This window comes from Microvirga sp. BF8 (assembly GCF_059888585.1).
The window spans coordinates 2,283,357-2,304,945 of sequence record NZ_CM187619.1 but is presented as its reverse complement, the minus strand read 5'-3'; the positions used below and the strand labels follow the sequence as shown (position 1 = coordinate 2,304,945).

Genomic DNA, 21,589 nt, shown 5'->3' with positions numbered 1-21,589 from the left:
TCAGAGAATGCCTTCAGAAAATCCCTGCGCGCTTGTCGAAGCCGCCGCGGTCTCACGTCGCCACCAGATTGAACGGCAGGTTGCGGCAGCGCTCAAGGAGGTCCGGCAAACGTGGAGCGCCGTAACGGCCACCAAAGTGCTCGCATTTCATTGCCGCAGCGATGTTGGCCATTTGCACGGAACGCGGCAGGGGCCAACCGTTCACAAGGCCGTAGACATAGGTGCCGTGCCAGACATCGCCCGCATTCAGTGTATCGACGGCTTCGACCGGTATCGACGGGAAATGACTCAGGCTCGTCGGGTCGCTGCGCTGCCATATGAGCGCGCCATGCTCGCCCAACGTGACTCCCGCGACCTTGGCCCGAAGCTGCGGCGCGATTTCCAGCAAGGCCTGTCCGGGCGAGGCACTGGACGCGAGAGAGAGCAGGGCAGGCTCCGAAAAGAGGACATGATCTGCAAGGGACGTCAATTCGCGAAGCACGTTCGGCGGGGCGACGTCCGCGTCCACGACGGTCGGGACGCCCTGGCGGCTCGCTTCCGACAGGATGGCCGTCGCGCCTTCGACCCAGCGCATGTCCACAAGCACGGCACCGGCGCCGGCGACCTCGTCCAGTGGCAGCCAGCTCGGATCGGGATCGAGCGCGGGGTCGGTATAGGGGACCACCAGCCGCTCTCCGCGACTGTCAACCAAAATCGTCGAGAACGCCGTCCGTGCTCCTGGGATGCGACGGACCCGATCAAGGCCGACCGCCTCCCGTGCGAGGTCGAGCCTGAAGCTGTCGCCCGCAGGATCGTCGCCGATCCGGGCCCAGAGATCGACCTGCCCGCCCAGGCGGGCAATCGTGACGGCAGCGGCGGTCGCCATGCCGGATGCCGCCTGAACAGCCTGTTCAGGCAGAATCTTTGTCCCGGTTCCCGGGATTCTGTCGACCTTGAAGATGGTGTCCCAGAAGGCACACCCGAGGCAGATCACCGGCTTATTGCCCATGACGCACTACTTGGGTTCCGTCAAACACGGCCACGGCACTGAAACCTCACCCCAATCTGAGCGCCCGCGCCCGGGCATTCATGATGTGCGCCGCCGCCGCCTCGACGGCAGCAGCCGTGTTGCGCGATTTCATCGCCGCGATGATAACGAGATGCTCCTGCATCACCGGTACCACGAGGTCCTTGTCCAGGCTGGTTTCGTTCTGACGAATGAGCCGAACCTTGATCCAGTTGACCCGATAGGCCTTCGAGATGATCTCGTTGTTGAGGTCGTCGATTACAGCCTCGTGGAATTCGCGGTCGACCTGCTGCGCTCTGGCAACGATCTCATCCGTCACGCCCTCGCTGGCCGAGGCGATGATGGTCTCGTGCGCCTCTTCAATGCGTTTGATCGTTGCAGTGCTGGCTGTTTCGCTGAAAGCGGCGATCGCCTCCTTCTCGAGGATCAACCTGAACTGGAAGGCATTTCTGACCAGGGCGACATCGAGGGACAGGATTTGCAATCCGCGGCGCGGAACGGTGACGATGAGCCCTTCGGCTTCGAGACGCGGGATCAGCTCCCGAATGGCTCCGAGAGGCTGGCCCGTGAGGGCCACGAGTTCGCGTTGGCTGAGAAACTGGCCGGGCTTGATATCGCTCCGTAAAAGATGATGCGTGAAGGCGTCGTAGGCCCTTTCGCGCAGCTTCGGTTCGGGGTGGTGTGCGCGGCGTGTCATGCTGACACGACAGCCTTCGACAGGGCTCCGAACGGCTCAAGAAGTGTCGCGACATCGGCGGTGGTCGCCTCGTCGATGGCTGCGAGTGGCGGGCGCACAGCCGCCCATGCGCGATCCCCTCGCACACGGGCCACCAATGCCTTTACCGTCGGGATGACGGGGTGACCCGTGATCCGTTGCACGAGAGCGACGACACGAGGGTCGTCACGCCCGGCCTCGGCCAACGCGACGATGGCTTCCGGCACGATGTTGGCAAGCCCGCAGATCGAACCGGCCGCACCTGCGGCGCAGGCCCGGCCAAGATACGTTTCGTCGCCGACGAGGATATCCAAATCCGGAAAAGCCTTGATCAGTGCGAAGGTTGCCTCGGGATCGCACGCACTGTCCTTGACGCCGCGAATGGCACCGGGGAATGTGTCCGCGAGGCGGCGGATGACCGCGTGAGACAGCGGCACCCCGGTCATGCCAGGAATATGATACAGGATGATGCTGCGCAGCGCCGCGCCGACACCTTCGAAGACTGAAGCATACCAGGCGAAGATCGCTTCGTCGGGTACCGGGCGGAAGTAGTACGGTGGCGCCAGCAATACCGCGTGGGCTCCGCGGCGCAGAGCCTGGCCGGTGCTGTAGACTGCTTCTTCGACAGAGCAGGCAATCACACCCTCGACGAGATGCCCCGGCGCGACTCCGAGTTCGATGAGTTTTTCCGCAACGGCGTTGCGTTCTTTTGCGCCGACGGAAGGCCCTTCTCCCGTCGTGCCGAATACTGTTGCAGTGCGGCACCCGCGGGCGAGGCAGTCCATCGCATGGCCGGCAAGGCGCTGAACGTCCACTTCACCGTGATCGAACGGTGTGACAAGCGCAGGGCTAATCCCGAAGTTGAGGGACAAGGAAATCTCCACTGACGGACAGGAGGCTGAACACAAGTAACTGTTGCGTTGACACTGACATGTTACATGGTGCTTAATCTGTTGCAAGCGTCGAAAACTCGGCCCGCAGAGGCCGGCAACGTTGAACCCGGGAGGAGACTGACAATGGCTGAAACTGCAGGATCGATCACCCGCCGCACGTTCCTTGCAAGCACCACGGCTGCCGCCGCCTATGGTTTGGGTGGCACGTTTCCTGCCTTGGCCGATGTAAACTGGAAGAAGTACGCCGGCACGAAGATCGGCGTGAACCTCGTCAAGAGCCCGCGCGGCGACATCCTTCAGAAATACGAAAAGGAATTCACCGATCTGACGGGCATCCAGGTCGCATCCGAGCAGACACCCGAACAACAGCAGCGGCAGAAGGCTGTGATCGAGTTGAATTCCGGCAGTCCGAGCTTCGATGTCGTCCATCTCAGCTACCACGTCCAGAAGCGCCAGTTCGAGAAGGCCAATTGGCTCGCCGACCTCGGTCCCTTCATGAAGAATCCGGAGCTCACGGATCCGAGCCTCACCGAAAGCGATTTCTCCCAGGCCGGCCTGCTCTATGCGAAGAACAAGCAGGGCCAGATGTTGTCGCTGCCGTTCTCGGTCGATTACTGGATGATCTATTGGAACAAGGACCTCTTTGCGAAGAAGGGGCTCGCGTATCCGCAGACATTCGAGGAAATGGTAAAAGTGGCCGAGGCTCTTACGGACCCGAAGGAGGGAACGTATGGATTTGTCGCCAGGGGCCTGAAGAATGCCAATGTCCCCGTCTGGACGAGCTTCCTCCTCGGTTATGGCGTTGACCCTGTCGACGCCAATGGGAACCTGATGACGGACACGCCGGAGGCGATCGAGGCTGCCGCGCTCTATCAGCGCCTCCTGACCAAGGCTGCTCCGCAGGGCGTCGCCGGCTTCAACTGGTCGGAATGCCAGTCGGCCTTCCTGCAGGGGAAGATCGGTATGTGGCTCGACGGCGTTGGTTTCGCGCCCCCACTCGAGGATCCGGAAAAGTCCCGCGTGGTGGGCAAGGTCGGTTACGGCGTGATGCCGCGCGGGCCAAAGGCCCAGGCCTCCGCGACCTTCGGCGACGGTATCGGAGTGGCTGCCGCCAGCAAGAACAAGGAGGCGGCCTATCTCTATTGCCAATGGGCGATTTCGAAGCTGATGGGCGCGCGCCTGCTGCAGGCAGGCGGCGGCGTTCCGTTCCGCCTTTCGATCCTGAACGATCCTGAAGTCCGCAAAGGCGTGAAGATGCCGCCGGCCTGGATCGACGCGGTGGTGGAATCCGGCAAGATCAGCAAGCTCGGTCTTCCCGTCATTCAGCCGGTGACCGAATTCCGCGACATCATCGGAATCGCCCTGACCAACCTTCTCGCGGGTGGCGATCCGGCAACGGAGATGAAGAAGGCAACAGAGCAATTCAAACCGATTCTCGAGCGTAGCGAGAAGGCTTGATGATCCTGCATGTCGGACCGGACAGCGTAGTGGGCGACATCCATGGCGACCATCGTTGAACGGCATCCGGGAACGGCGGCGCAGGCGGTGCCCGAGAAGGGCATTCGCCGGCGCAGCTCCTATTGGCCTTTTGTCGTGCCGGCCGTCGCCGTGGTTGGATCGGTCATCGTCTTTCCATGGGTCTTCACGATCTGGATGAGCCTGCATGAATGGACGGTGGGGGGCGAACGCCACTTTGCCGGGCTGGCAAATTATGCGCGTCTGACGACGGATGTCCGCTTCATCGCCTCCATCGGTCACACGCTGGTCTACACGGTCCTGGCCGTCATCCTGCCGCTGGTCCTCGGGACATTGGCCGCCCTGATCTTCAATTCACGGCTGCCGTTCAGGGGGCTCCTGCGTGGACTGTTCGTCATGCCGATGATGGCAACGCCGGTTGCCATTGCACTGGTATGGACGATGATGTTCCACCCGCAGCTCGGCGTGCTGAACTATCTCCTCTCGCTGGTTGGCATCGGACCTCAGAGCTGGGTCTTTCATCCTGCGACGGTAATCCCCTCGCTGGTCCTGGTCGAGACCTGGCAATGGACGCCGCTCGTCATGCTGATCGTGCTCGGAGGTCTCGCGGCCATTCCGACCGAGCCCTACGAGAGCGCCGCCATTGACGGGGCGAACGTCATTCAACGCTTCCGCTACATCACTCTGCCGATGATCGCGCCATTCCTGATGGTGGCCGTGATCATCCGAACCATCGATGCCCTGAAGAGCTTCGACATCATCTACGCGATCACCCAGGGCGGGCCGGGCACCGCCTCGGAAACGATCAACCTTTATCTCTACAGCGTCGCCTTCGCCTATTACGATGTCGGCTACGGATCGGCGATCGCTGTCGTGTTCTTTGCGCTCGTCATCGCTTTGTCGCTCCTGATGCTCCATCTTCGCCAGCGGACGAAATGGACCGATGTCAAAGGTGGCTGATGACCCTGCGACGTATCCTGAACACGGTCGGTCTCTGGTTCGCGGCGCTGGTGCTCGTCTCTCCGGCTGTGCTGTTCTTTCTCTGGATGATCTCGCTTTCGCTCAAGTTCGAGGTCGATAACGCGGCCTATCCTCCCATCCTGATTCCTGAGCGCTTCGCATGGAAGAACTACACCGGCGTTTTCGAATCGAACCGCTTCGGCCTGTTTTTCCTCAACAGTCTGATCGTAACCGGTGCGGCGACAGGGCTCGCGCTGCTGATCGGTGTTCCGGCCGGCTATGGCATCGCACGCATGCGCGCGACCAAGGCCGCCGTCGTCGTGCTCATCGCCCGCATGACCCCGGGCCTGTCCTACCTGATCCCGCTGTTCCTGCTGTTTCAGTGGCTAGGGCTGATGGGAACCCTTCTGCCACAGATCATCGCTCATCTGGTGATCACGGTCCCTATCGTGATCTGGATTATGATCGGATACTTCGAAACGACCCCCCTCGAACTGGAGGAAGCGGCCGTCATCGACGGTGCCAGCAACTGGGAGGTGTTCCGATATGTGGCCTTGCCGATTGCAAAACCCGGTATCACGGTCGCCTTCATCCTGGCGGTGATCTTCTCCTGGAACAATTTCGTCTTCGGTGTCGTCCTGGCGGGGCGTGAGACGCGCACGCTGCCGGTCGCGGTTTACAACATGCTGTCCTTCGAACAATTGAGCTGGGGACCGTTGGCGGCGGCGGCGTTGATCGTGACGTTGCCCGTGCTCATCCTGACCGTTGTCGCACAGCGCCAGATTGTGGCAGGGCTGACGGCCGGGGCGGTCAAGGGCGGTTAGGCCCGACAGGGAAAATTCGGTTTGCCGGCGGGAGGGGATCGATGGCTGCGATCTATACGGATCTGAACGGTAAGGTCGTGCTGGTAACGGGTGGCGGTTCGGGCATCGGCGAGGCCATCGTCCGACGATTCGCCGAACAGCACTGCAAGGTCGCCTTCGTCGATATCGCCCGCGACGCATCGGAAAAACTCGCGAACGAGCTGACGGCGAGAGGCCTGAGCGTCCATTTCGAGTATGCCGACCTCAAGGATATCGCGGCCTTGCGCGCGGCCGTCGGCAGCATCAGGGAGACGCTCGGCCCCATACAGGTTCTCGTCAACAACGCCGCGCATGACGAGCGCCATCCCACTCCGGACGTCACACCCGAATACTGGGACGATCGCATCGCGGTGAACCTCAAGCACCAGTTCTTCGCTGCCCAGGCCGTACTGGCCGATATGCAGGCAGCAAACCAGGGAGTCATCATCAATTTCGGGTCGGTGTCCTGGATGGTGGGGCAGGGCGGAATGGCCGTCTATACGGCCGCGAAATCTGCCGTCCTCGGCCTCACGCGTTCCCTGGCACGGGATTACGGTCCCTACAATATCCGCGTCAACGCCATTGCGCCGGGCTGGATCATGACCCAGCGCCAGGTCGAGAAATGGCTCACGCCGGAGAGCGAGGAGGAACTGATGCAGCGGCAGTGCCTCAAGCGGAAGCTGATGCCGGACGAAGTGGCCCGGTTCACGGTCTTCCTGGCGTCGGAAGAGGCGTCGGCCTGCACGAACCAACAGTATGTGGTCGACGGCGGTTGGGTGTGACGGGCATCGTCACGGTCGCCCGCGGCGTCCGAGATAGATCTGCTCCGCGTTGCCTCCGAGCACCGCTGCCTGCGCCGTCCCGGAGAGCGGAGCCAGCAGTTCCTGGGCGGCGCTCCACCAGCGATCATATCCTCCCGCCAAATTGACCACCGGCCAGTCGCTTCCCCAGAGAAGCCGGTCAGGACCGAAGACATCGAGGAGGTGAGTCACGTAGGGCCGCAGGTCGTCGACCCTCCAGTCCGGGTGTGCCTCCGTTGCGAGGCCGGACAATTTACACACGATGTTCGGCCGCTCGGCGACGGCCGCCATATCAGCCCGCCACGGGTCGAGATGCCCCTCCCGGATCGCTGGCTTCGCTCCGTGATCCACGACAATGGTCAGACCCGGATACCGATCTGCGAGCGCGAGCAATCGCGACAGGTGCCGCGGAAGGACGAGTGCGTCGAAAACGAGGCGTTGCGCGATCAACGCATGGAACGCCGCCGCAAGATCAGGACGGAGCAGCCATTCGTCGTCGGAGATATCCTGGACCATAGGGCGAAGCCCGACCAACAAAGGGTCGTCGGCAAGATGCTCTATCGTTCGGGCAGCATGGGGATCGGCGAACTCGACCCATCCGACGACGCCGGCAACGAAGGGGGCGGCCCTGGCAATGTCCAGAAGGAACATCGTCTCGTCCACGGTCTGCGCCGCCTGCACGAGGATGGTGCGATCGATGCCATGACGCCCGAGGAGCGGCAGAAGGTCGTCGGGGCCGTAGTCGCGATAGAGCGGCTGGAGTTCGGGACCCAGCCAGAAGTAATCGCCACGGGCTATGCGCCAGAAGTGCTGATGGGAGTCGATCAGGATGACAGCCTCGCTCAATCGTCTCGGGAACCTGGTTCGGATCGCCGGGTAGCGGGTCGGCACCCTGCGCCCGGTTTACATGGATGCCAGCAAGCCACCATCGACATAGATCACCTGTCCATTTACGAAATCGGATGCCGCCGAACACAGGAAGATGGCCGTGCCGACCAGTTCCTCGGGGTCGCCCCACCGGCCGGCCGGCGTCCTTGAGCGCACCCAGTCGTCGAACGCCGGATCCTCCTTCAGGGTCGTATTCAGCGGCGTCGCGAAATAACCGGGCCCGATACCGTTCACCTGGATGTTGGACCCAGCCCATTCGACGCACATCGCCTTCGTTAACTGCTTCACTGCACCCTTGGCAGCAACGTAGGGCGCAATCGTCCTGCGGGCGACTTCACTGGCAAGAGAGCAGATGTTGACGATCTTGCCGCGACGGCGCGCCACCATACCCCGGGCAACGGCCTGGGCGACCAGAAATACGCCGGTCAGGTTGGTGCGGATGACCTCGTCCCATACTGCGGGGTCGATCTCGAGGAGGGGCGCACGGCGCTGGATTCCCGCGTTGTTGACGAGAATGTCGATAGGCCCGACCTCCCGCTCGATGCGGGCGATCTCGGGGATGATCTCGTCCCCGAGCGTGCAGTCGAAGCGCGAGCCATGGACCTGCAGGCCCTCCCTGCGCAGAGCCTCGACGGTGAGGTCGATCCTGCTTCGATCGCGCCCATTCACCACCACCACGGCGCCGGCCTGGGCAAGGCCTCGCGCCAGCGCGAGGCCGATCCCGGATGTAGCACCCGTCACAAGGGCGGTCCGCCCTGCCAGTTCAAAGAGACCTGCTGCCATGGAACACTTTGGGAATAAGGTATTACGATGACCAATTATTCATTCTAGTGTTTCCTGGCGCAGAGAAAAGGACTTTACGACTGTTACGATTACGGTAATTCTCTATTGAAAGAGATCCCGAGGGAGGTGCTTCGTCTCGGAGCGAAGTGCCAAGTGGGAGGACGGATGGCACTCCTGGAGCTTCAGGATATTGCCAAGCATTTCGGTGCCATCGAAGCACTGAAAGGCGTCTCTCTTTCTGTCGAAGCTGGCGAGGTGGTCGGCCTCATGGGCGACAACGGCGCCGGCAAGTCCACCCTCGTGCGTATCATCGCAGGAAATTTCCGTCCCTCTGAAGGCGAGATCAGGATCCAGGGTCGGGCAAAGCACTTCCACAAGCCTGTCGAGGCGCGGGCAGAGGGCATCGAAGTCGTCTATCAGGACCTGGCCCTCTGTGACAACCTTACTGCTGCCGCCAACGTCTTCCTTGGCCGGGAGCTGAAACGCCGGGTCGGACCGTTCAAGATCCTGGATTATCCCGCCATGTATGGCCGGGTGGCCGAGCTCTTCAAGGAGTTCAAGTCCGAGACGCGCCCGCGGGACTTGGTCAAGCAAATGTCCGGGGGCCAGCGCCAGGCCGTGGCGATCGCCCGGACGCGGCTCTCCGATGCGCGCATCGTGCTCATGGACGAGCCCACAGCCGCGATCAGCGTCAGACAGGTCGCCGAGGTGCTAGACCTGATCCGCCGGTTGCGGGACCAGGGCATCGCCGTCGTGCTGATCAGCCATCGCATGCCCGACGTCTTTGCCGTCTGCGACCGCGTCGTCGTCATGCGTCGCGGCACGAAGGTCGCCGACAAACCGATCGGCCAGACATCCCCTGAAGAGGTTACCGGCCTCATCACAGGAGCCATCCATACGGCGTGACCTCCGAGGAAGCATGACGACACTTACGCCCCGTCCCGTTCAGAGCAGTGTTGCAATCGAGGATATCACAGGCCTTCAGGGACGAAGCGTGGGTCAAAGGCTTATGGCGAGCCAACCCTTCTGGGTCACGGTCGCCCTCGTCATCCTCTGTGCCGTCATGACGTGGGACCAACCGGAGGCCTTTGCCTCAGCCGACAATTTCTACAATATCACGCGCAACTTCGCCTTCATCGGCATCATGGCCGTCGGCATGACCGCTGTCATCCTCACCGGAGGGATCGACCTGTCGGTCGGGTCTTTGATGGGGCTCGTCGGCGTCGTGTGCGGTCTGGTTCTTCAGGCCGGCGAGCACTGGAGCCTCGCCATTCTGGCTGGGCTTCTCGCCGGCGCGGCCGCTGGCGCAGTCAACGGCTTTCTGATTGCCTATGTCGAGCTTCCCGCTTTCGTTGTGACGCTCGGCATGCTCTCCATGGCCCGCTCGCTCGCGATCGTGCTGTCTCAGAACAGGATGATCTATGACTTCGGGCCGTGGGGCGACACGTTCAACGCCATCGGGGGAGGTTCGATCCTCGGCATCGCCAATCCGGTCTGGGCGCTGGCGATCCTCGCGCTCATCTTCGGCTTCGTCTTCAATTTCACGGCCTGGGGCAACTATCTCTACTCGATCGGTGGGAACGAAAATGCCGCGCGCCTTACCGGCGTTCCCGTGCGACGGGTGAAGCTCCAGGCCTATATCGTCTCCGGGCTGACCGCGGCGGTCGCGTCGATCCTGATCGTGGGATGGCAGGGTTCCGCTATCAACGCCCTGGGGCAGGGCTATGAACTGCGTGTCATCGCCTCGACGGTGATCGGTGGCGCGGACCTTATGGGTGGGCAGGGAAGCGCATACGGCGCCGTCGTCGGAGCCGCCCTGATCGAGATCATTCGGAACTCCCTTCTGATGGCAGGAGTCGATGCCAATTGGCAGGGCGCCTTTGTCGGCCTCTTCATCGTGTTGGCGGTTCTGCTCCAGCGGATCCGCGGCAAACGCTCGGCCTGAGACGGATGCCGGGCGATCATAACCAGCAGGAGGAACACCAATGAGAGTACTGGCTTTAGGTGTCGCGACTGCGGCACTCCTCGCAATGGGTGCCGGCGCTCAGGCGCAGGGGAAGAAATACACTTTCGCGCTCGTGCCGAAGAACATGAACAACCCGTTCTTCGATCAGGCCCGCGACGGCTGCAAGAAGGCCGAGAAGGAATCGAACGGCACGATCGAATGCCTCTATATCGGCCCGGGCGAACATGGCGGCGGGGATGAGCAGGTCCAGGTCGTGAATGACCTGATCGCCAAGAAGGTCGATGGCATCGCAGTGTCGCCATCCAACGCTGCTGCGATGGCGAAAGCGCTCGAAGGCGCGAAAAAGGCCGGCATTCCCGTTCTGACCTGGGACTCCGACCTTCTCGACAAGGACAAGGCCCTGCGCACCGCCTATGTCGGCACCTACAACTACGACATCGGCGTCAATCTCGCAAAGATTGCGATGCAGTTGAAGCCGAAGGGCGGAGAAATCTGCATCCAGTCCGGTGGCGCCGCAGCAGCGAACCACAATGAACGCATGCAGGGAATTCGCGATACGCTGTCCGGTGCGAAGTCATCCGCGTCACCGGGAACGCGGCTGACAGGGCAGAACGGCTGGCGGGAGATGGAGGGATGCCCTCTCTATACTGACGACGACTTCCCGCGTGCCGTGCAACAGATGGAGGATATCCTCGGAAAGAACCCGCAACTCGATGCGTTCATCCCGACTGGTGGCTTCCCGCAGTTCATTCCGCAGGCCTATCGCAAGGTCGCCGAGAAATACAAGGAACGGATCGATAACGGCTCGCTTGCTCTCGTCGTCGCAGACACGCTGCCTGTCCAGATGGATCTGATGAAGGCCGGCCTCTCCAAGGGGCAAGTGGGCCAGCGCCCCTTCGAGATGGGGTATAAGACCATGCTTTTCCTCAAGGATATGAAGGACGGTAAGACTCCTCCCAAGGATCCGACATTCACGGGGCTCGATGTCTGCACGCCTGAGAACGCAGCCACCTGCATCGGCGGTTCCGGCAGCTAGAGCATCGGTCCGTCCCGATGCTCCCTCCGTAAAGCAGCGCACCGGCTTCTGCGGAAGGCCGGGCCCACTTTGTGCTAACATGGCCCCTTGGGCCTGCGCGATGCGCTGATGGCTTCACCGACCGAAATCGTCTCGGAACCACGGTTCCGAGACGATTTCTGGCTCCCGTCATGCCGGGCGCACGACGCCTTTTCTCAGAATGATATTGCCATAGAGCCGGGCTTCTCCCGTTGCGACAATGGCATAGGCCGCCTTGGCACGCTCGTAGAAGGCGAAGCGCTCAAGGGCCGCGAGGCGGAACCCGGGGCCTTCGCGGCTCGCGAGGATGGCTCTGAATTCGTCAAAGATCGGCACTTCGGCCTGTGGATCGCCTACAACCTCCATGCGCCATGCCGCCTCCGGCACGAAATCGTCCAGCGGCATGACCGACAGGACGGCATCCAGCACGGCGGTGGTCGTGAGCCCATCCAGCCTCACCAGGCGCCGTGCCATCGATGCCGCAGGAAAGTTGCCGTCCACCACTACGATGTCATCGCCATGCCCCATGGAGCGCAGCACCAGCAGGAGCTCAGGGGAGAGGAGCGGGTCGATGTTCTTCAGCATGGGAAGGCGGTCCGCAAATTCTCTAGGCCTGTACGGGGGCTGCGGGATGCAACAGTCCCTCCGTCTTGAGATCCGACCAGAGACCTTTGGGAATACGGGCCCGGATGATCTCGGCATTGCGGCGCACCTGCTCCGGTGATTGCGCACCAGGGATGACGGATACGACGGCAGGATGGGCGAGTGGAAAGCGCAGAGCCGCTTCGATCAGCTTCACGCCGTGCGCCCGGCAGACCTGCTCGATGCGCTGGACCCGATCCAGGATATGCGGCGGTGCAAGGTCGTAGTTGTAGAACGCGCCGGACACGGGACCCGAGGCGAGGATGCCGGAATTATAGGGCCCGCCGAGGATGATCCCGATGCCGGACCTCGTGCAGTAGGGGAGGAAGGACTCCAGGGCCTCCTGCTCCAGCAGCGTATAGCGGCCGGCGAGCAGGAAGAGATCGAAATCCCCTTCGTGGGCCATTTGCTCGCAGACCTGCCATTCGTTTACACCTGCTCCGAGGGCGGCGATGACGCCTTGATCGCGCAATTCCACCAGGGCGCGATATCCGCCATCCATGAACTCGCGGATTCGACGATCGGAGGCCTCGCGGGAGCCATGGGTGAAGACGTCGACATCGTGACAGAGAAGAATATCGATCCGGTCGACACCGAGGCGCTCGAACGAATCCTCGATGGAGCGCATGACGCCATCATAGGAATAGTCATAGATTTCCAGACGGGCCGGCGTGTCGAAGAACTTTCCAATCCCCGTACGTCGCTCTGGCGGGCAGACTTGAAGACGCCGTCCGACCTTGGTCGAAAGGACATAGCTGTCGCGTAAACGGCCACGCAGGAAGTGGTTGAGGCGCGTCTCGGCAAGTCCGAGGCCATAGAGGGGCGCGGTGTCGAAGTAGCGGCAGCCAACATCCCACGCGGCCTGCAAGGTCGCTTGCGCGGTTACCTCGTCGACCGGCCTGTACAGGTTTCCAAGAGGCGCGGTGCCGCAGCCGAGCTCCGTGAACGACAGGGTCCTGCCGGAACGCGTTGTAAATAAACGTGTGACCTGAGACCCGACGTCGTCCATGACTCTGTCGCTCCATGTCGATGGCGCGCATCAGCTTAGCAGAATCGGGCACGAGGAAAAGCCGGGAAGGCGATGAGTTGGAGCGGCACCTGAAACGAGGCCATTCGAGGCGCCGCACGTATTTCCCGCATGCGTGAAGACCGGTGCGTCAACGACCGATGCGCTCCTCCCGTCAACCCCACTTGAGTTCCTGCTCTCCTTGCAGCACGAATTGATGCAGCTGTGCCTTCTGGTAGGCGCGATGCGCCCTGAAATAGGCCTCCGCCTGTTCAACGGGCACGGCCGGACTGAAGAAAAAGCCCTGTCCGAAGTCGCAGCCGAACATCTGAAGACATTTCAATTGGGCGATGTTCTCCAGGCCTTCGGCGACGGTCTGCATCCCGAGGCGTTTGGCGAGGCCCAAGGTCGCGCGCACGATCGTCCGGTCGTTGGCGTTCGAGGTAAGATGAACGATGAAGGAGCGGTCGATCTTGATCTGATCCACGGCGAAGCTCTTCAGGTGCGTAAGGGACGCGAAGCCGGTGCCGAAATCATCGAGGGCAACAGAGACTCCGAGCCGTCGCAGATCGCCAATGGTTTGCGTAATATCCGCTCCCTTGTCGTCGAGAAGAACCGACTCCGTGACTTCGACAGTGAGTTGCGAGAACGGGATATTCTTGGACGAAAGGAGACGGGCAACCTTTTCCGGATAATCCCCACGCTTGAGTTCCGGGGCCGTCGCGTTCACCGAAACTTTGCAGTGCGGCATGCCCGCCAGTCGCCAGCGCTCAAGATCATGGCTGACTGAATGAAGCATGTGTTCGCCGAGGAGGATCGCAGTATCCGGATCCTCAAGAGCTGCCTTGAACTGAGCCGGATACAGCATCTGGCCGCTCGGTTTCAGCCACCGGGCCAATGCCTCGAACCCGTAGGACCGACGGTCCGACAGCCGCATCTGCGGCTGATAGAAGGGCCTGACCTCTCCGCCCTCGACGGCTCTCTGGAATGCCGCGAGCTGTTCCAGCCGGCCCAGTGCCGTGACCCGCATATGGGGCTCGTAGATCTGTACCTGTCCACGTCCTTCGGCTTTCGCCCGGTGCAGCGCAATGTCCGCGTTCTGAATCAATTCATCGACGTCCGACCCGTTCTCCGGGAAGCGAGCGACGCCCAGGCTTGCGCCGGATCTCAGGGTCGGCATGTACCGGCGCATAATCCGCGCCGTGCTCTCGAGCAGTTTTCCGGCAATGGAGGTCACGTCGTTCCTGTCGGAGATGCCGGTCAGCAGCAACGCGAATTCGTCTCCTCCGAACCGGCCGATCGTATCGTTGCTGTCCAGGAGAGACTTGAGGCTTTGGGCGACATTGACCAGGACTTCGTCGCCGACCTTATAGCCAAGGGTATTGTTCAAGTCCTTGAAGCGGTCGAGGCCCATCAGAACGAGAGCGATCTGCCTCCCGGCATCGCGAGCCTGCGCGAGCACCTCGCTGCAGCGTCCCCGGAAATGGCTGCGACTGCACAGGCCGGTCAAGGCATCCTGCCGTGAGGGATCATGGCCCTGGCGGGCGGGCGCACCATGAGACCCTGGGCCGGAGAGAGTGACGGGAGGGCGGCCGGATCGAGGCTTGTCCGGGGAGCCTCCGACGCCTGGACCCTGAGATGACCTGAAGGCTCCCTCCGTGGTGTGAGACGTCGCACCTGTCTCGACGACCTTGGTGGAGTGAAGCGCGGAGCCGCCAAGAAGCTGAAGGGTGTCTTTCCCCGAAGGGTTGTAGATGGCGAGGATATCGTCGCGCGTTAGCAGCTTGCGGGTCATCCGACAGCCTTCCACTCCACAGCGTCGGATTCCTCTTCCCTGCGCGGGCTGACCACGACGAAGTCCAAACGTTCAGAAGAAATTGCCTTCGAGTTGAAGCGAAATTGCCAATTTGCCTCTGTTGAACCCTGGCATTTCCGGATTAACATTCCTTGAAACAACAGAGTTAACCACTTTCCAAGATACAAATCCTACGGCTTCCCTGTGCGCCCTTTCCTGCGCAGGATCCAATTCGCCAGAAAGCCGAGGCCGACCTTCGACATCCAGATCCCGAAAATGCCGGCTCCGTCCGCGGGGGTGCCGGCGGAGCTGTTGCTTTTCAGCCAGAAGCGACGGCCCGTGGGGATACGCGTCACGTCGATATCCTTGAAGCCGAACGGAGGCACACGATGAGCGGCATGTCCCGGATAGCCGGCATATCCGCCGCTGCCGGGATGGACGATGAACCCGGCTTCACGCTTTGTCGGGTCTGGTGACGTCTTCTGGTAGAAGCGGTCGCCATCCATGACCGTGCCGAGATATTGACCGTTGAGGTCTACGACGTCGTTGTCGTTCCAGGGAAACCAGCCAATCCAGTTTCCTTTCCGATCGAACAAATACCGATCGTTCCGATGGCGACGGAAGGCGATCCAGTCGCCGAAAGAGTTGAAGTAGTGCTGCACCCTGGAAGGCGGTTCGCCGATCCGCGTTGGCAGGTTGGGATTGAGCCGCGTGGCCTCGATCGCAAGAGCTTCGGGGTATGTATCGATGGGTTCGTTCAATGGGGCAGTGGAGAACGAGCGGGATTGCGTCTCGGCCTTGCGGCGCTGCTTCAGCGGCAGGAGGGTGTGAGTGGACACCCAGCCGATCTCGCGATCCGCCGGAACCAGATAGGCGCGGCCGTGCTCCATCTTCTCGATGCGGCACGGGAACGTCCTCTTGTCGCCGGGCGGACGATACTCGACGTTTGCTCCGACATTGAGTTGATCCGCAACGATCGTACCGGACAGTTCATCCTGTCCCGACTCGTCGAATGCAGCGTCGTCGTCCGTACTCCGCCTTGTTGCGTGCAACCGGTCAACGGCGTCAACGATGAGTTGTGCGACCTCGCGATGGCGGCTGCCGACCGGCCGAGGGGCGGAGTCTGTCCGGTCCGGATACCAGGTGCCGCCGATCTTCGCGAGCAACTCCGCTACAAGTTCGACTTCTTCATCGCTCAATGTCGTGTCTCCAGAGCGCCGGGCTTCTTGGGTTTGCATAAGGGACCTCCGTCTGGGCAGAACGCCCAATCGCTCGCATGGAGGAGGTCCGAAGGTGGGCTGGGTTGCGTGGTCGACATTGTGAGCGCCTGCATATGAACTGCATCCGGTACGAAAGTCTGTCGCGGGATGCGCGGCGCCGATTTCAGCTGCATGACAGGCTGCAGACCAACCCGCTGTAGGAGTGACAGGAACCTCAATTCCGAGAGTTCCGTGTCAAAAGCGTCCCAACCCGACGGCTGTCCCCGCATCGTATGTCAATCTGCAAAATGGCCCCTCCGCTCATTCCGGGCGAGGGCTCAGGACTTTGAGGGCAGGAGGGTGTGAGTGGACACCCAGCCGATCTCGCGATCCGCCGGAACCAGATAGGCGCGGCCGTGCTCCATCTTCTCGATGCGGCAGGTGAGAGCACGCTTGTCGCCTGGGCGGCGGTAGATGACGGTGGCCCCTACGTGGAGTTGGTCCTCGCCGGCAAAATTGAACGCTCTGCCTTCCGTGGCCCCGTCCCGCGGCGTGTCAGCTGACGCATTCTGCGCTACGGCGGTAGAGCTTTGAATGGTCTTGAGGATGAGCCGCGCGACTTCCCGGTGGCGGTTGCCAACCGTTCGGAGAGCCGGACGCGTCCGCTCCGGATACCAGGTGCCGCCGATCTTCGCGAGCAACTCTGCTACAAGTTCAACTCTTTCGTCACTCAACACACGTCTCCCCCCGCTATCCCAATTCTTGGCCTATACTTCATAAATTTAACGTAAACCCCTTGTGCTGACTGACATTGAAGCAACCGCCACATCAGCTGCGAACATTCGCCGTCTGCGGAAAAGGCATGCGCAAACAGGACACGCTCATTGGGCGCGAAAGATGAAACATTCCGATGGACCCGGGCATCCGCAGGCTCTCCTTCAGGCTTCGTCGCGGTGAATGTTCCGAAAGAGAGCGTCAGACAAATCAAGAACTGCATCCGGCGTTGCCAGTAAAAGCATAAGCGTCATCTGGAGTTTATGATATGTTCTCTCTCGACGACGGCGCGAAAGCTTTGTACATTATTGTCGCCAGGCAGCGCGTTTCAGCCTCGGCTCCCAATATGTCCAGCGAATTGCGTACGAAGCCGTCGGAGGCTTGGTCATGAGCGAGGTCGCTTTTGCCATCCACATGGGTGGTGGATTCTATATGGACAGCAACGGAGGCCTGCATGACGGCCCTCCTCCTGACGTGCCCATCTACAAGGCGCCGTACGAACTGCCGGTCGATCCCAAGAAGGTGAAGAGCGCCCTCGCTGACGTGAAGGACGTCTTGAAGGACATCGACAAGCAACCCGATCTGGTTCTTCTCTTTCATGTCTGGAAAGCGGAGAAGACCGTCCTCAACATCCTGTCCCAGGTGGGCAAGATCGCAGGAATGATTGCGCCCGTGTTCGCCGTCGTCGGGTTCGCCGTCGACATCGCGAAGTTCCTCGGATTCCTCAAGGATGGACCGTCGGCGCTGGAGAGGCTGGTCATCCAGCGGTTCGATCAGCTTGAGCGTGAGGTCAGGGCCATCGCCGACCTTATTCATACGAAGGACCTGCGCAATGGCCGGATCGCCGTGGAGAATTTCACTGCAGCGGTCAGAAATTACGTGGCCATGCTCGGACAGCTCAATCCGAGCCTGACCCAGCTCCAGCAGGACTACAACCGTTTGCTCGGACAGCATGACGCTCATATCGACTGGATCTCGACATTGCTCGATCAGCAGACATGGCTGACGCCTTTCGACAGAACCGAGCATGAAACCGTTTGGCCTCTGGTGCAGCATGTTCTGTACACATTGCCGGGAGGACCAAAAAGCCCCCCCAAAGCCGCTCCCCTCCCGGCCGCGGGAAGTCTCCATTTCGATCACCGCCTCATGGTTCCCATGGCCACTTTCGCGGCCGAGAGTTATCTGGCGGGCATACGGGGCATTTCTCCCGAGTACAGAACGACCGGCGACTTCCGGTATAATCTCCGGACCTTTGCGCAGAAGCTGGGCGACTGTGCCCAGGCGATGCGCGAGCACGTCCTGGCACGCACGATCTACACTGCCGATCATTTCAAGGGCCTCATTTCCCCCCATGAGGTTGACCATAGCGGTGTGTTCCCGGGGACCGGCGTGCTATCGATTTCGCCTCTGTGCAGCCGTTGGCCGGTCGGCGCGCTGGACCTGCGCTACCATACCGACGAATACTTCGACGCCTTCCTCAAGACACTATGGAAGAGCGAATTCCTCGGGTGGGCGCACGAGACGAAATACGCCGGTTTCAACTTCCGCTGGATACCGCCTGCGAAACTCGAACTGGCCGAATTCGGCAACTACCGGATCACCAATCCCGAGGAGTGCGCCGCCACAGCGAACGCACAATCCGAACAGGACTACGCCGAGCTCCTTTCCTTGAGCGGCTATGCCGAACTGCTCCAGCTCACGACGCTCCTGCGCAACGAGGCCACCGAGCCCAACAAGAGCCAGACCGTCCGACCCGGCAAGGTCAATCTCCTGCGCAATCCGCAGCCTTCGGAGCAGGTGACCGTCGAGAGCAAGCCCGTCCGTTTCACGGGAGAGGTGATCAAGGCAAAGGCACGACGAGAGCCACAGGAATGCTTGGCCAGGGTCAGGATCAGGACGCAGGCGCTGAATCGCGCGCTTCCTGTCAAATACCAGATCCGACTGCGTACGCTGGACTCGGTCCTGTCGCAGGATTCCTGGTATGAGCGGACATATGCCAATCATCAGAGGGTCGACTACGAGCCCGATCCTGCCGATCCACGCTTCCTGCGTCTCGTCCTCACCATGAACAACCTGGCGCTCGACGAGCACGGCATCGTCGAACAATGGACCATCAGTCCACGTGACGATGCTGTTCATCGCGAAGGCACCGCCGAGATGACGGCCGACACCTTCGACTGGTGGATTCCGGTTCCCACGCCGTTCTCGATAACCACGCCGTTCCACAAGACATTTACTGCGCTGCAATCCGTTGGCTGGAGTGTCGGCCAGGAGGATCGGCTTTCCTCTTCCAGTGCCATGGACATCATGTCGGATGGCAACGGTTTCGCGTCGGCGAGCCTCGTCCATGTGCCGATAAACCTGGCACCGGAATTATTCTGGAAGCCGGGCGCGCAGGATTGGGATGGCCAACATCGCGAGGTCAAAAGGAAGAAAGTCAGCGTCAAGTACACTCTCGACTGGGAGGCCGATGTATTGACGGTCTCGATCCGGAACGACGTGCCGGACCGCAACTACGTTGTCTATGTCGTTATCGAGGAAATGTTCACGGGCTCGGGAAACATCCTTCACACGGCGGTCCCGATCCCCATGAACGGTCTGCTGACCTATGTGCCGGAGAAGTTCTTTGCCGATGAACTCGAGGCATTCGCAAAGACCGCGGCGATGATCAGGGATTTCGCGGGGCGCTATATTCCAACGGTCGATGACATAGGCCCCTCGGATCCTATCGCATGGCTTCGCCCGGGCGACCTCGCGAGCCCGGCCGCGACGGCAAGGCTCGCCGAATATATCCAGCTCAACCATCCGGACCTCCTGCGAAGTTTCCTGTCCGAGGCTGCCGCCGTCGAACAACGGAAGAAGGTGGCCCGAAGGAAGGGGACGGCGACGAAACGAAAAGAGACCCGCCGAGCAAAGGTATCAACGCAGGCATGATCCACGCGGCGCGTAGTGCGTCGATCGTCCGGACTGGAGCGGAGACCCGTGGGAAGCGCTGGACCCGGCACCCTTACGGCGAGCGGAAGTATATGGCGGGCTTTGGCTTGAAGAGGTATGATTTCGTTAGGGCGCCGGGCAGGTTCATACGGACGGGAGCTTCCCCATGTCAGGGCACGCGGTCCATATCAAGATCGACGGGAGAACGTATTCGGGAACATTTGCGGTTGACCGGAAGATCATGACGGTCACCACGAGCTATGGCAGGAAGTCCGCGGAAATTGTGCCGCGAATGGCGCATGAAACGCTCGCGCACCAGCTTTTGCAGGAGCTCGTCCAGGAGGAAAAGGCTCGCAAGGGCTCGATCCTTTGACGATGTGCCGCGGCACATCCCGGGTGCACACCTCGTTCCGGATCGGAGCAACTGGGCGACTGGAGAAAGGCCGCATCCTGATCCCAGGGCCAGCTCAGGGCTGTCCCCTTGTCGCCCGCAGGAAGGCAATCAGATCGGCCCGTTCGCGCTCCTCGGTGACCCCGGGAAAGGCCATGTTCGTCCTCGGGACCAGTTTGTAGGGAGAAGCGAGAAACTGCTGGAGGAGCCCGTCGCTCCAGTGATCCTCCCTTTGAGCGAAAGCCAGCATTGCCGGCGAATATGAGAATCCTTCCTGCGCGGCGATCTTGCGTCCGACGATTCCGTACAGGTTCGGTCCCTCCAGGTTCGTCTCGCCAGGTTGGACCGAGTGGCAGGAATAGCAGTACTGGAATGCCCGTTCGCCACGGATCGGATCGCCGGTTTCGGCTCCTGTGCCCGGCGAGCCGGCAGCGACCAGAAAGGCGAGGGTCGTTCCTGTCAAATGCCGCTTCACCGCGCCGACCTGGACGTCCGGATGACCATGAGCCGGTCGGTCCCCGATTCCGGTAGCCAGACCTCGCCGCTCCGTCCGAGGATTTGACGGACATTGGCATCCGCCTCCGACATCGGATAGCGCGTGAAAGCCTCGGTTGCAGGGTCGAAGGAGAGGATCGCATCCGACCCCCAATCCGATACCCAGACGATGTCGCGGTCGTCCACATACACCGCATAGGCCTGCGGCTTGTCGCCGGGCAACTTCCACTCGCGCCAGGAACCGCCCTTGGGTTCGTAAACGCCCAGCTGACCTGCGGTCCACTCCGACACCCAGATGCGGCCCTTCGAGTCGGACCACACTCGCCGCGCTCCCTGGCCCTTGGTCGGTGGCTCGATGACGGTCGCTTCGCCGGTGGCCGTGTCGATGCGCGCAATGTGGTTGCCGGCGAGGGAGGCATAGTAGATGTCGCCGTCCGGCGTCGCCGTAATGCCGTAGGGGCCACGGCCTTGCGGCGCCTTCCAGACCTTGACCTCGCCGGTCTTGGGATCGAGGCGGCCGTAGAAACCGTTCTGCCCGGTGAACCAGTGCACCCCGTCCTTGCCGAAAACGCCCGTATTCAGATTTGTGTAACCGGTGTCGTCGGGGAGTTTCCAGACCGTGATCTGCTCTGTTCGAGGGTCGACCCGCACGATGGCATTCTGCCCGCCGTCGGTCAGCCAGGCCGCCCCATCGGGACCCAGGATGACACCGTGCGGTGCCGATTTTGAGCCAAGCTTGATCTCGCGGCTGCGTCCTGTGGACGGATCGAGGACCCCGAGGGCGCCGTTTCGCTGGGCCGAGTACCAGACGCGGCCATCTGGAGCCGGCGCGACATCGTGGGGGGAGGAGCCCTCCGGCAGCGGAAAGATCTGCGTCTGATTTTGAGCGCCGGCCGGTCCGTGCAGCAGAATGAAGACGGTGGCGGCGAGGGAAAGGCTGCGTTTCGTCAACATGGCAGGATCCTTTCAG

21 protein-coding genes are annotated in these 21,589 nt (G+C 61.5%); 9 read left to right on the top strand and 12 right to left on the bottom strand.

Translation table 11 applies throughout. The annotated features are described in order from the left end of the window. Positions 1 to 52 precede the first annotated feature (52 nt). From AC522E_RS11000 to AC522E_RS10990, 3 genes are read right to left on the bottom strand one after another with little or no spacing between them, the layout of a single operon-like run. On the bottom strand, positions 53 to 988 hold the full coding sequence (locus AC522E_RS11000) for a PfkB family carbohydrate kinase (protein WP_500750494.1): 936 nt from the start codon (positions 986 to 988) through the stop codon (positions 53 to 55). A gap of 46 nt (positions 989 to 1,034) precedes the next feature. Further along, a complete protein-coding gene (locus AC522E_RS10995) occupies positions 1,035 to 1,703 on the bottom strand; it encodes a GntR family transcriptional regulator (protein WP_500750493.1) in 669 nt (222 codons plus the stop codon). Next, positions 1,700 to 2,593: a dihydrodipicolinate synthase family protein gene (locus AC522E_RS10990; RefSeq protein WP_500750492.1), complete on the bottom strand. Its 894-nt coding sequence runs from the start codon at positions 2,591 to 2,593 to the stop codon at positions 1,700 to 1,702. The genes AC522E_RS10995 and AC522E_RS10990 overlap by 4 nt, the downstream gene beginning before the upstream one ends. A gap of 144 nt (positions 2,594 to 2,737) precedes the next feature. On the opposite strand from AC522E_RS10990, the gene AC522E_RS10985 reads away from it, so the two are divergent. From AC522E_RS10985 to AC522E_RS10970, 4 genes are read left to right on the top strand one after another with little or no spacing between them, the layout of a single operon-like run. Further along, positions 2,738 to 4,072, top strand: a complete 1,335-nt coding sequence (locus AC522E_RS10985; RefSeq protein ID WP_500750491.1) for an ABC transporter substrate-binding protein — start codon at positions 2,738 to 2,740, stop codon at positions 4,070 to 4,072. A 42-nt stretch (positions 4,073 to 4,114) separates the two neighbouring features. Next, on the top strand, positions 4,115 to 5,050 hold the full coding sequence (locus tag AC522E_RS10980) for a carbohydrate ABC transporter permease (RefSeq protein ID WP_500750490.1): 936 nt from the start codon (positions 4,115 to 4,117) through the stop codon (positions 5,048 to 5,050). Further along, a complete protein-coding gene (locus AC522E_RS10975) occupies positions 5,050 to 5,874 on the top strand; it encodes a carbohydrate ABC transporter permease (protein ID WP_500750488.1) in 825 nt (274 codons plus the stop codon). Before AC522E_RS10980 ends, AC522E_RS10975 begins: the two co-directional genes overlap by 1 nt. Before the next feature lie 41 nt (positions 5,875 to 5,915). After that, complete coding sequence (locus tag AC522E_RS10970; RefSeq protein WP_500750487.1) at positions 5,916 to 6,674, top strand: SDR family NAD(P)-dependent oxidoreductase; 759 nt, start codon at positions 5,916 to 5,918, stop codon at positions 6,672 to 6,674. A 9-nt stretch (positions 6,675 to 6,683) separates the two neighbouring features. Here the strand turns inward: AC522E_RS10970 and AC522E_RS10965 are convergent, their stop codons facing one another. Together AC522E_RS10965 and AC522E_RS10960 are read right to left on the bottom strand one after the other, a co-directional pair. After that, complete coding sequence (locus AC522E_RS10965; RefSeq protein ID WP_500750486.1) at positions 6,684 to 7,538, bottom strand: amidohydrolase family protein; 855 nt, start codon at positions 7,536 to 7,538, stop codon at positions 6,684 to 6,686. Positions 7,539 to 7,595: 57 nt separating this feature from the next. Continuing rightward, on the bottom strand, positions 7,596 to 8,363 hold the full coding sequence (locus tag AC522E_RS10960; protein ID WP_500750485.1) for an SDR family oxidoreductase: 768 nt from the start codon (positions 8,361 to 8,363) through the stop codon (positions 7,596 to 7,598). Between the two features lie 165 nt (positions 8,364 to 8,528). Here AC522E_RS10960 and AC522E_RS10955 point away from each other — a divergent pair, with 165 nt between their 5' ends. The 3 genes from AC522E_RS10955 (at position 8,529) to AC522E_RS10945 (ending at position 11,365) form a co-directional block, all read left to right on the top strand. Then, complete coding sequence (locus AC522E_RS10955; protein ID WP_500750484.1) at positions 8,529 to 9,269, top strand: ATP-binding cassette domain-containing protein; 741 nt, start codon at positions 8,529 to 8,531, stop codon at positions 9,267 to 9,269. Between the two features lie 103 nt (positions 9,270 to 9,372). Next, entirely contained in the window at positions 9,373 to 10,308 is a 936-nt protein-coding gene (locus AC522E_RS10950; RefSeq protein WP_500750650.1) for an ABC transporter permease, read from the top strand. 40 nt (positions 10,309 to 10,348) lie between these two features. Beyond that, on the top strand, positions 10,349 to 11,365 hold the full coding sequence (locus AC522E_RS10945; protein WP_500750483.1) for a sugar-binding protein: 1,017 nt from the start codon (positions 10,349 to 10,351) through the stop codon (positions 11,363 to 11,365). Positions 11,366 to 11,533: 168 nt separating this feature from the next. Here AC522E_RS10945 and AC522E_RS10940 read toward each other — a convergent pair whose 3' ends face one another. The 5 genes from AC522E_RS10940 to AC522E_RS10920 all read right to left on the bottom strand — a co-directional run bounded on the left by AC522E_RS10940 (position 11,534) and on the right by AC522E_RS10920 (position 16,759). Further along, positions 11,534 to 11,968 carry an RbsD/FucU family protein gene (locus AC522E_RS10940; RefSeq protein WP_500750482.1) on the bottom strand — a complete coding sequence of 145 codons (435 nt, stop codon included), beginning with the start codon at positions 11,966 to 11,968 and terminating at the stop codon, positions 11,534 to 11,536. Between the two features lie 22 nt (positions 11,969 to 11,990). Further along, a complete protein-coding gene (locus tag AC522E_RS10935) occupies positions 11,991 to 13,034 on the bottom strand; it encodes an aldo/keto reductase (RefSeq protein WP_500750480.1) in 1,044 nt (347 codons plus the stop codon). 172 nt (positions 13,035 to 13,206) lie between these two features. Next, a complete protein-coding gene (locus AC522E_RS10930; protein WP_500750479.1) occupies positions 13,207 to 14,826 on the bottom strand; it encodes a putative bifunctional diguanylate cyclase/phosphodiesterase in 1,620 nt (539 codons plus the stop codon). Positions 14,827 to 15,017: 191 nt separating this feature from the next. After that, positions 15,018 to 16,025, bottom strand: a complete 1,008-nt coding sequence (locus tag AC522E_RS10925) for a hypothetical protein (RefSeq protein ID WP_500750477.1) — start codon at positions 16,023 to 16,025, stop codon at positions 15,018 to 15,020. A gap of 338 nt (positions 16,026 to 16,363) precedes the next feature. Beyond that, on the bottom strand, positions 16,364 to 16,759 hold the full coding sequence (locus tag AC522E_RS10920) for a hypothetical protein (RefSeq protein WP_500750476.1): 396 nt from the start codon (positions 16,757 to 16,759) through the stop codon (positions 16,364 to 16,366). Positions 16,760 to 17,186: 427 nt separating this feature from the next. Between AC522E_RS10920 and AC522E_RS10915 the strand changes: the two genes are divergently transcribed. Then, positions 17,187 to 19,733, top strand: coding sequence for a hypothetical protein (locus AC522E_RS10915; protein WP_500750474.1), 2,547 nt, complete (start codon positions 17,187 to 17,189; stop codon positions 19,731 to 19,733). 166 nt (positions 19,734 to 19,899) lie between these two features. After that, positions 19,900 to 20,106, top strand: a complete 207-nt coding sequence (locus tag AC522E_RS10910; protein ID WP_500750473.1) for a hypothetical protein — start codon at positions 19,900 to 19,902, stop codon at positions 20,104 to 20,106. 94 nt (positions 20,107 to 20,200) lie between these two features. Here AC522E_RS10910 and AC522E_RS10905 read toward each other — a convergent pair whose 3' ends face one another. Together AC522E_RS10905 and AC522E_RS10900 are read right to left on the bottom strand one after the other, a co-directional pair. Continuing rightward, positions 20,201 to 20,587 (bottom strand): c-type cytochrome, encoded by a 387-nt coding sequence (locus tag AC522E_RS10905; protein WP_500750472.1) that lies wholly within the window; start codon positions 20,585 to 20,587, stop codon positions 20,201 to 20,203. An 8-nt stretch (positions 20,588 to 20,595) separates the two neighbouring features. Further along, entirely contained in the window at positions 20,596 to 21,573 is a 978-nt protein-coding gene (locus AC522E_RS10900) for a Vgb family protein (RefSeq protein ID WP_500750471.1), read from the bottom strand. Positions 21,574 to 21,589: the final 16 nt, after the last annotated feature.

What these genes read in the sequence shown, in the direction of transcription:
- AC522E_RS10935 (WP_500750480.1), bottom strand. Translation starts at nt 13,034, where the DNA reads ATGGACGACGTCGGGTCTCAGGTCACACGTTTATTTACAACGCGTTCC.
- AC522E_RS10960 (WP_500750485.1), bottom strand. Translation starts at nt 8,363, where the DNA reads ATGGCAGCAGGTCTCTTTGAACTGGCAGGGCGGACCGCCCTTGTGACG.
- AC522E_RS10910 (WP_500750473.1), top strand. Translation starts at nt 19,900, where the DNA reads ATGTCAGGGCACGCGGTCCATATCAAGATCGACGGGAGAACGTATTCG.
- AC522E_RS10930 (WP_500750479.1), bottom strand. Translation starts at nt 14,826, where the DNA reads ATGACCCGCAAGCTGCTAACGCGCGACGATATCCTCGCCATCTACAAC.
- AC522E_RS10915 (WP_500750474.1), top strand. Translation starts at nt 17,187, where the DNA reads ATGAGCGAGGTCGCTTTTGCCATCCACATGGGTGGTGGATTCTATATG.
- AC522E_RS10945 (WP_500750483.1), top strand. Translation starts at nt 10,349, where the DNA reads ATGAGAGTACTGGCTTTAGGTGTCGCGACTGCGGCACTCCTCGCAATG.
- AC522E_RS11000 (WP_500750494.1), bottom strand. Translation starts at nt 988, where the DNA reads ATGGGCAATAAGCCGGTGATCTGCCTCGGGTGTGCCTTCTGGGACACC.
- AC522E_RS10900 (WP_500750471.1), bottom strand. Translation starts at nt 21,573, where the DNA reads ATGTTGACGAAACGCAGCCTTTCCCTCGCCGCCACCGTCTTCATTCTG.
- AC522E_RS10955 (WP_500750484.1), top strand. Translation starts at nt 8,529, where the DNA reads ATGGCACTCCTGGAGCTTCAGGATATTGCCAAGCATTTCGGTGCCATC.
- AC522E_RS10970 (WP_500750487.1), top strand. Translation starts at nt 5,916, where the DNA reads ATGGCTGCGATCTATACGGATCTGAACGGTAAGGTCGTGCTGGTAACG.
- AC522E_RS10940 (WP_500750482.1), bottom strand. Translation starts at nt 11,968, where the DNA reads ATGCTGAAGAACATCGACCCGCTCCTCTCCCCTGAGCTCCTGCTGGTG.
- AC522E_RS10975 (WP_500750488.1), top strand. Translation starts at nt 5,050, where the DNA reads ATGACCCTGCGACGTATCCTGAACACGGTCGGTCTCTGGTTCGCGGCG.
- AC522E_RS10985 (WP_500750491.1), top strand. Translation starts at nt 2,738, where the DNA reads ATGGCTGAAACTGCAGGATCGATCACCCGCCGCACGTTCCTTGCAAGC.
- AC522E_RS10950 (WP_500750650.1), top strand. Translation starts at nt 9,373, where the DNA reads ATGGCGAGCCAACCCTTCTGGGTCACGGTCGCCCTCGTCATCCTCTGT.
- AC522E_RS10995 (WP_500750493.1), bottom strand. Translation starts at nt 1,703, where the DNA reads ATGACACGCCGCGCACACCACCCCGAACCGAAGCTGCGCGAAAGGGCC.
- AC522E_RS10980 (WP_500750490.1), top strand. Translation starts at nt 4,115, where the DNA reads ATGGCGACCATCGTTGAACGGCATCCGGGAACGGCGGCGCAGGCGGTG.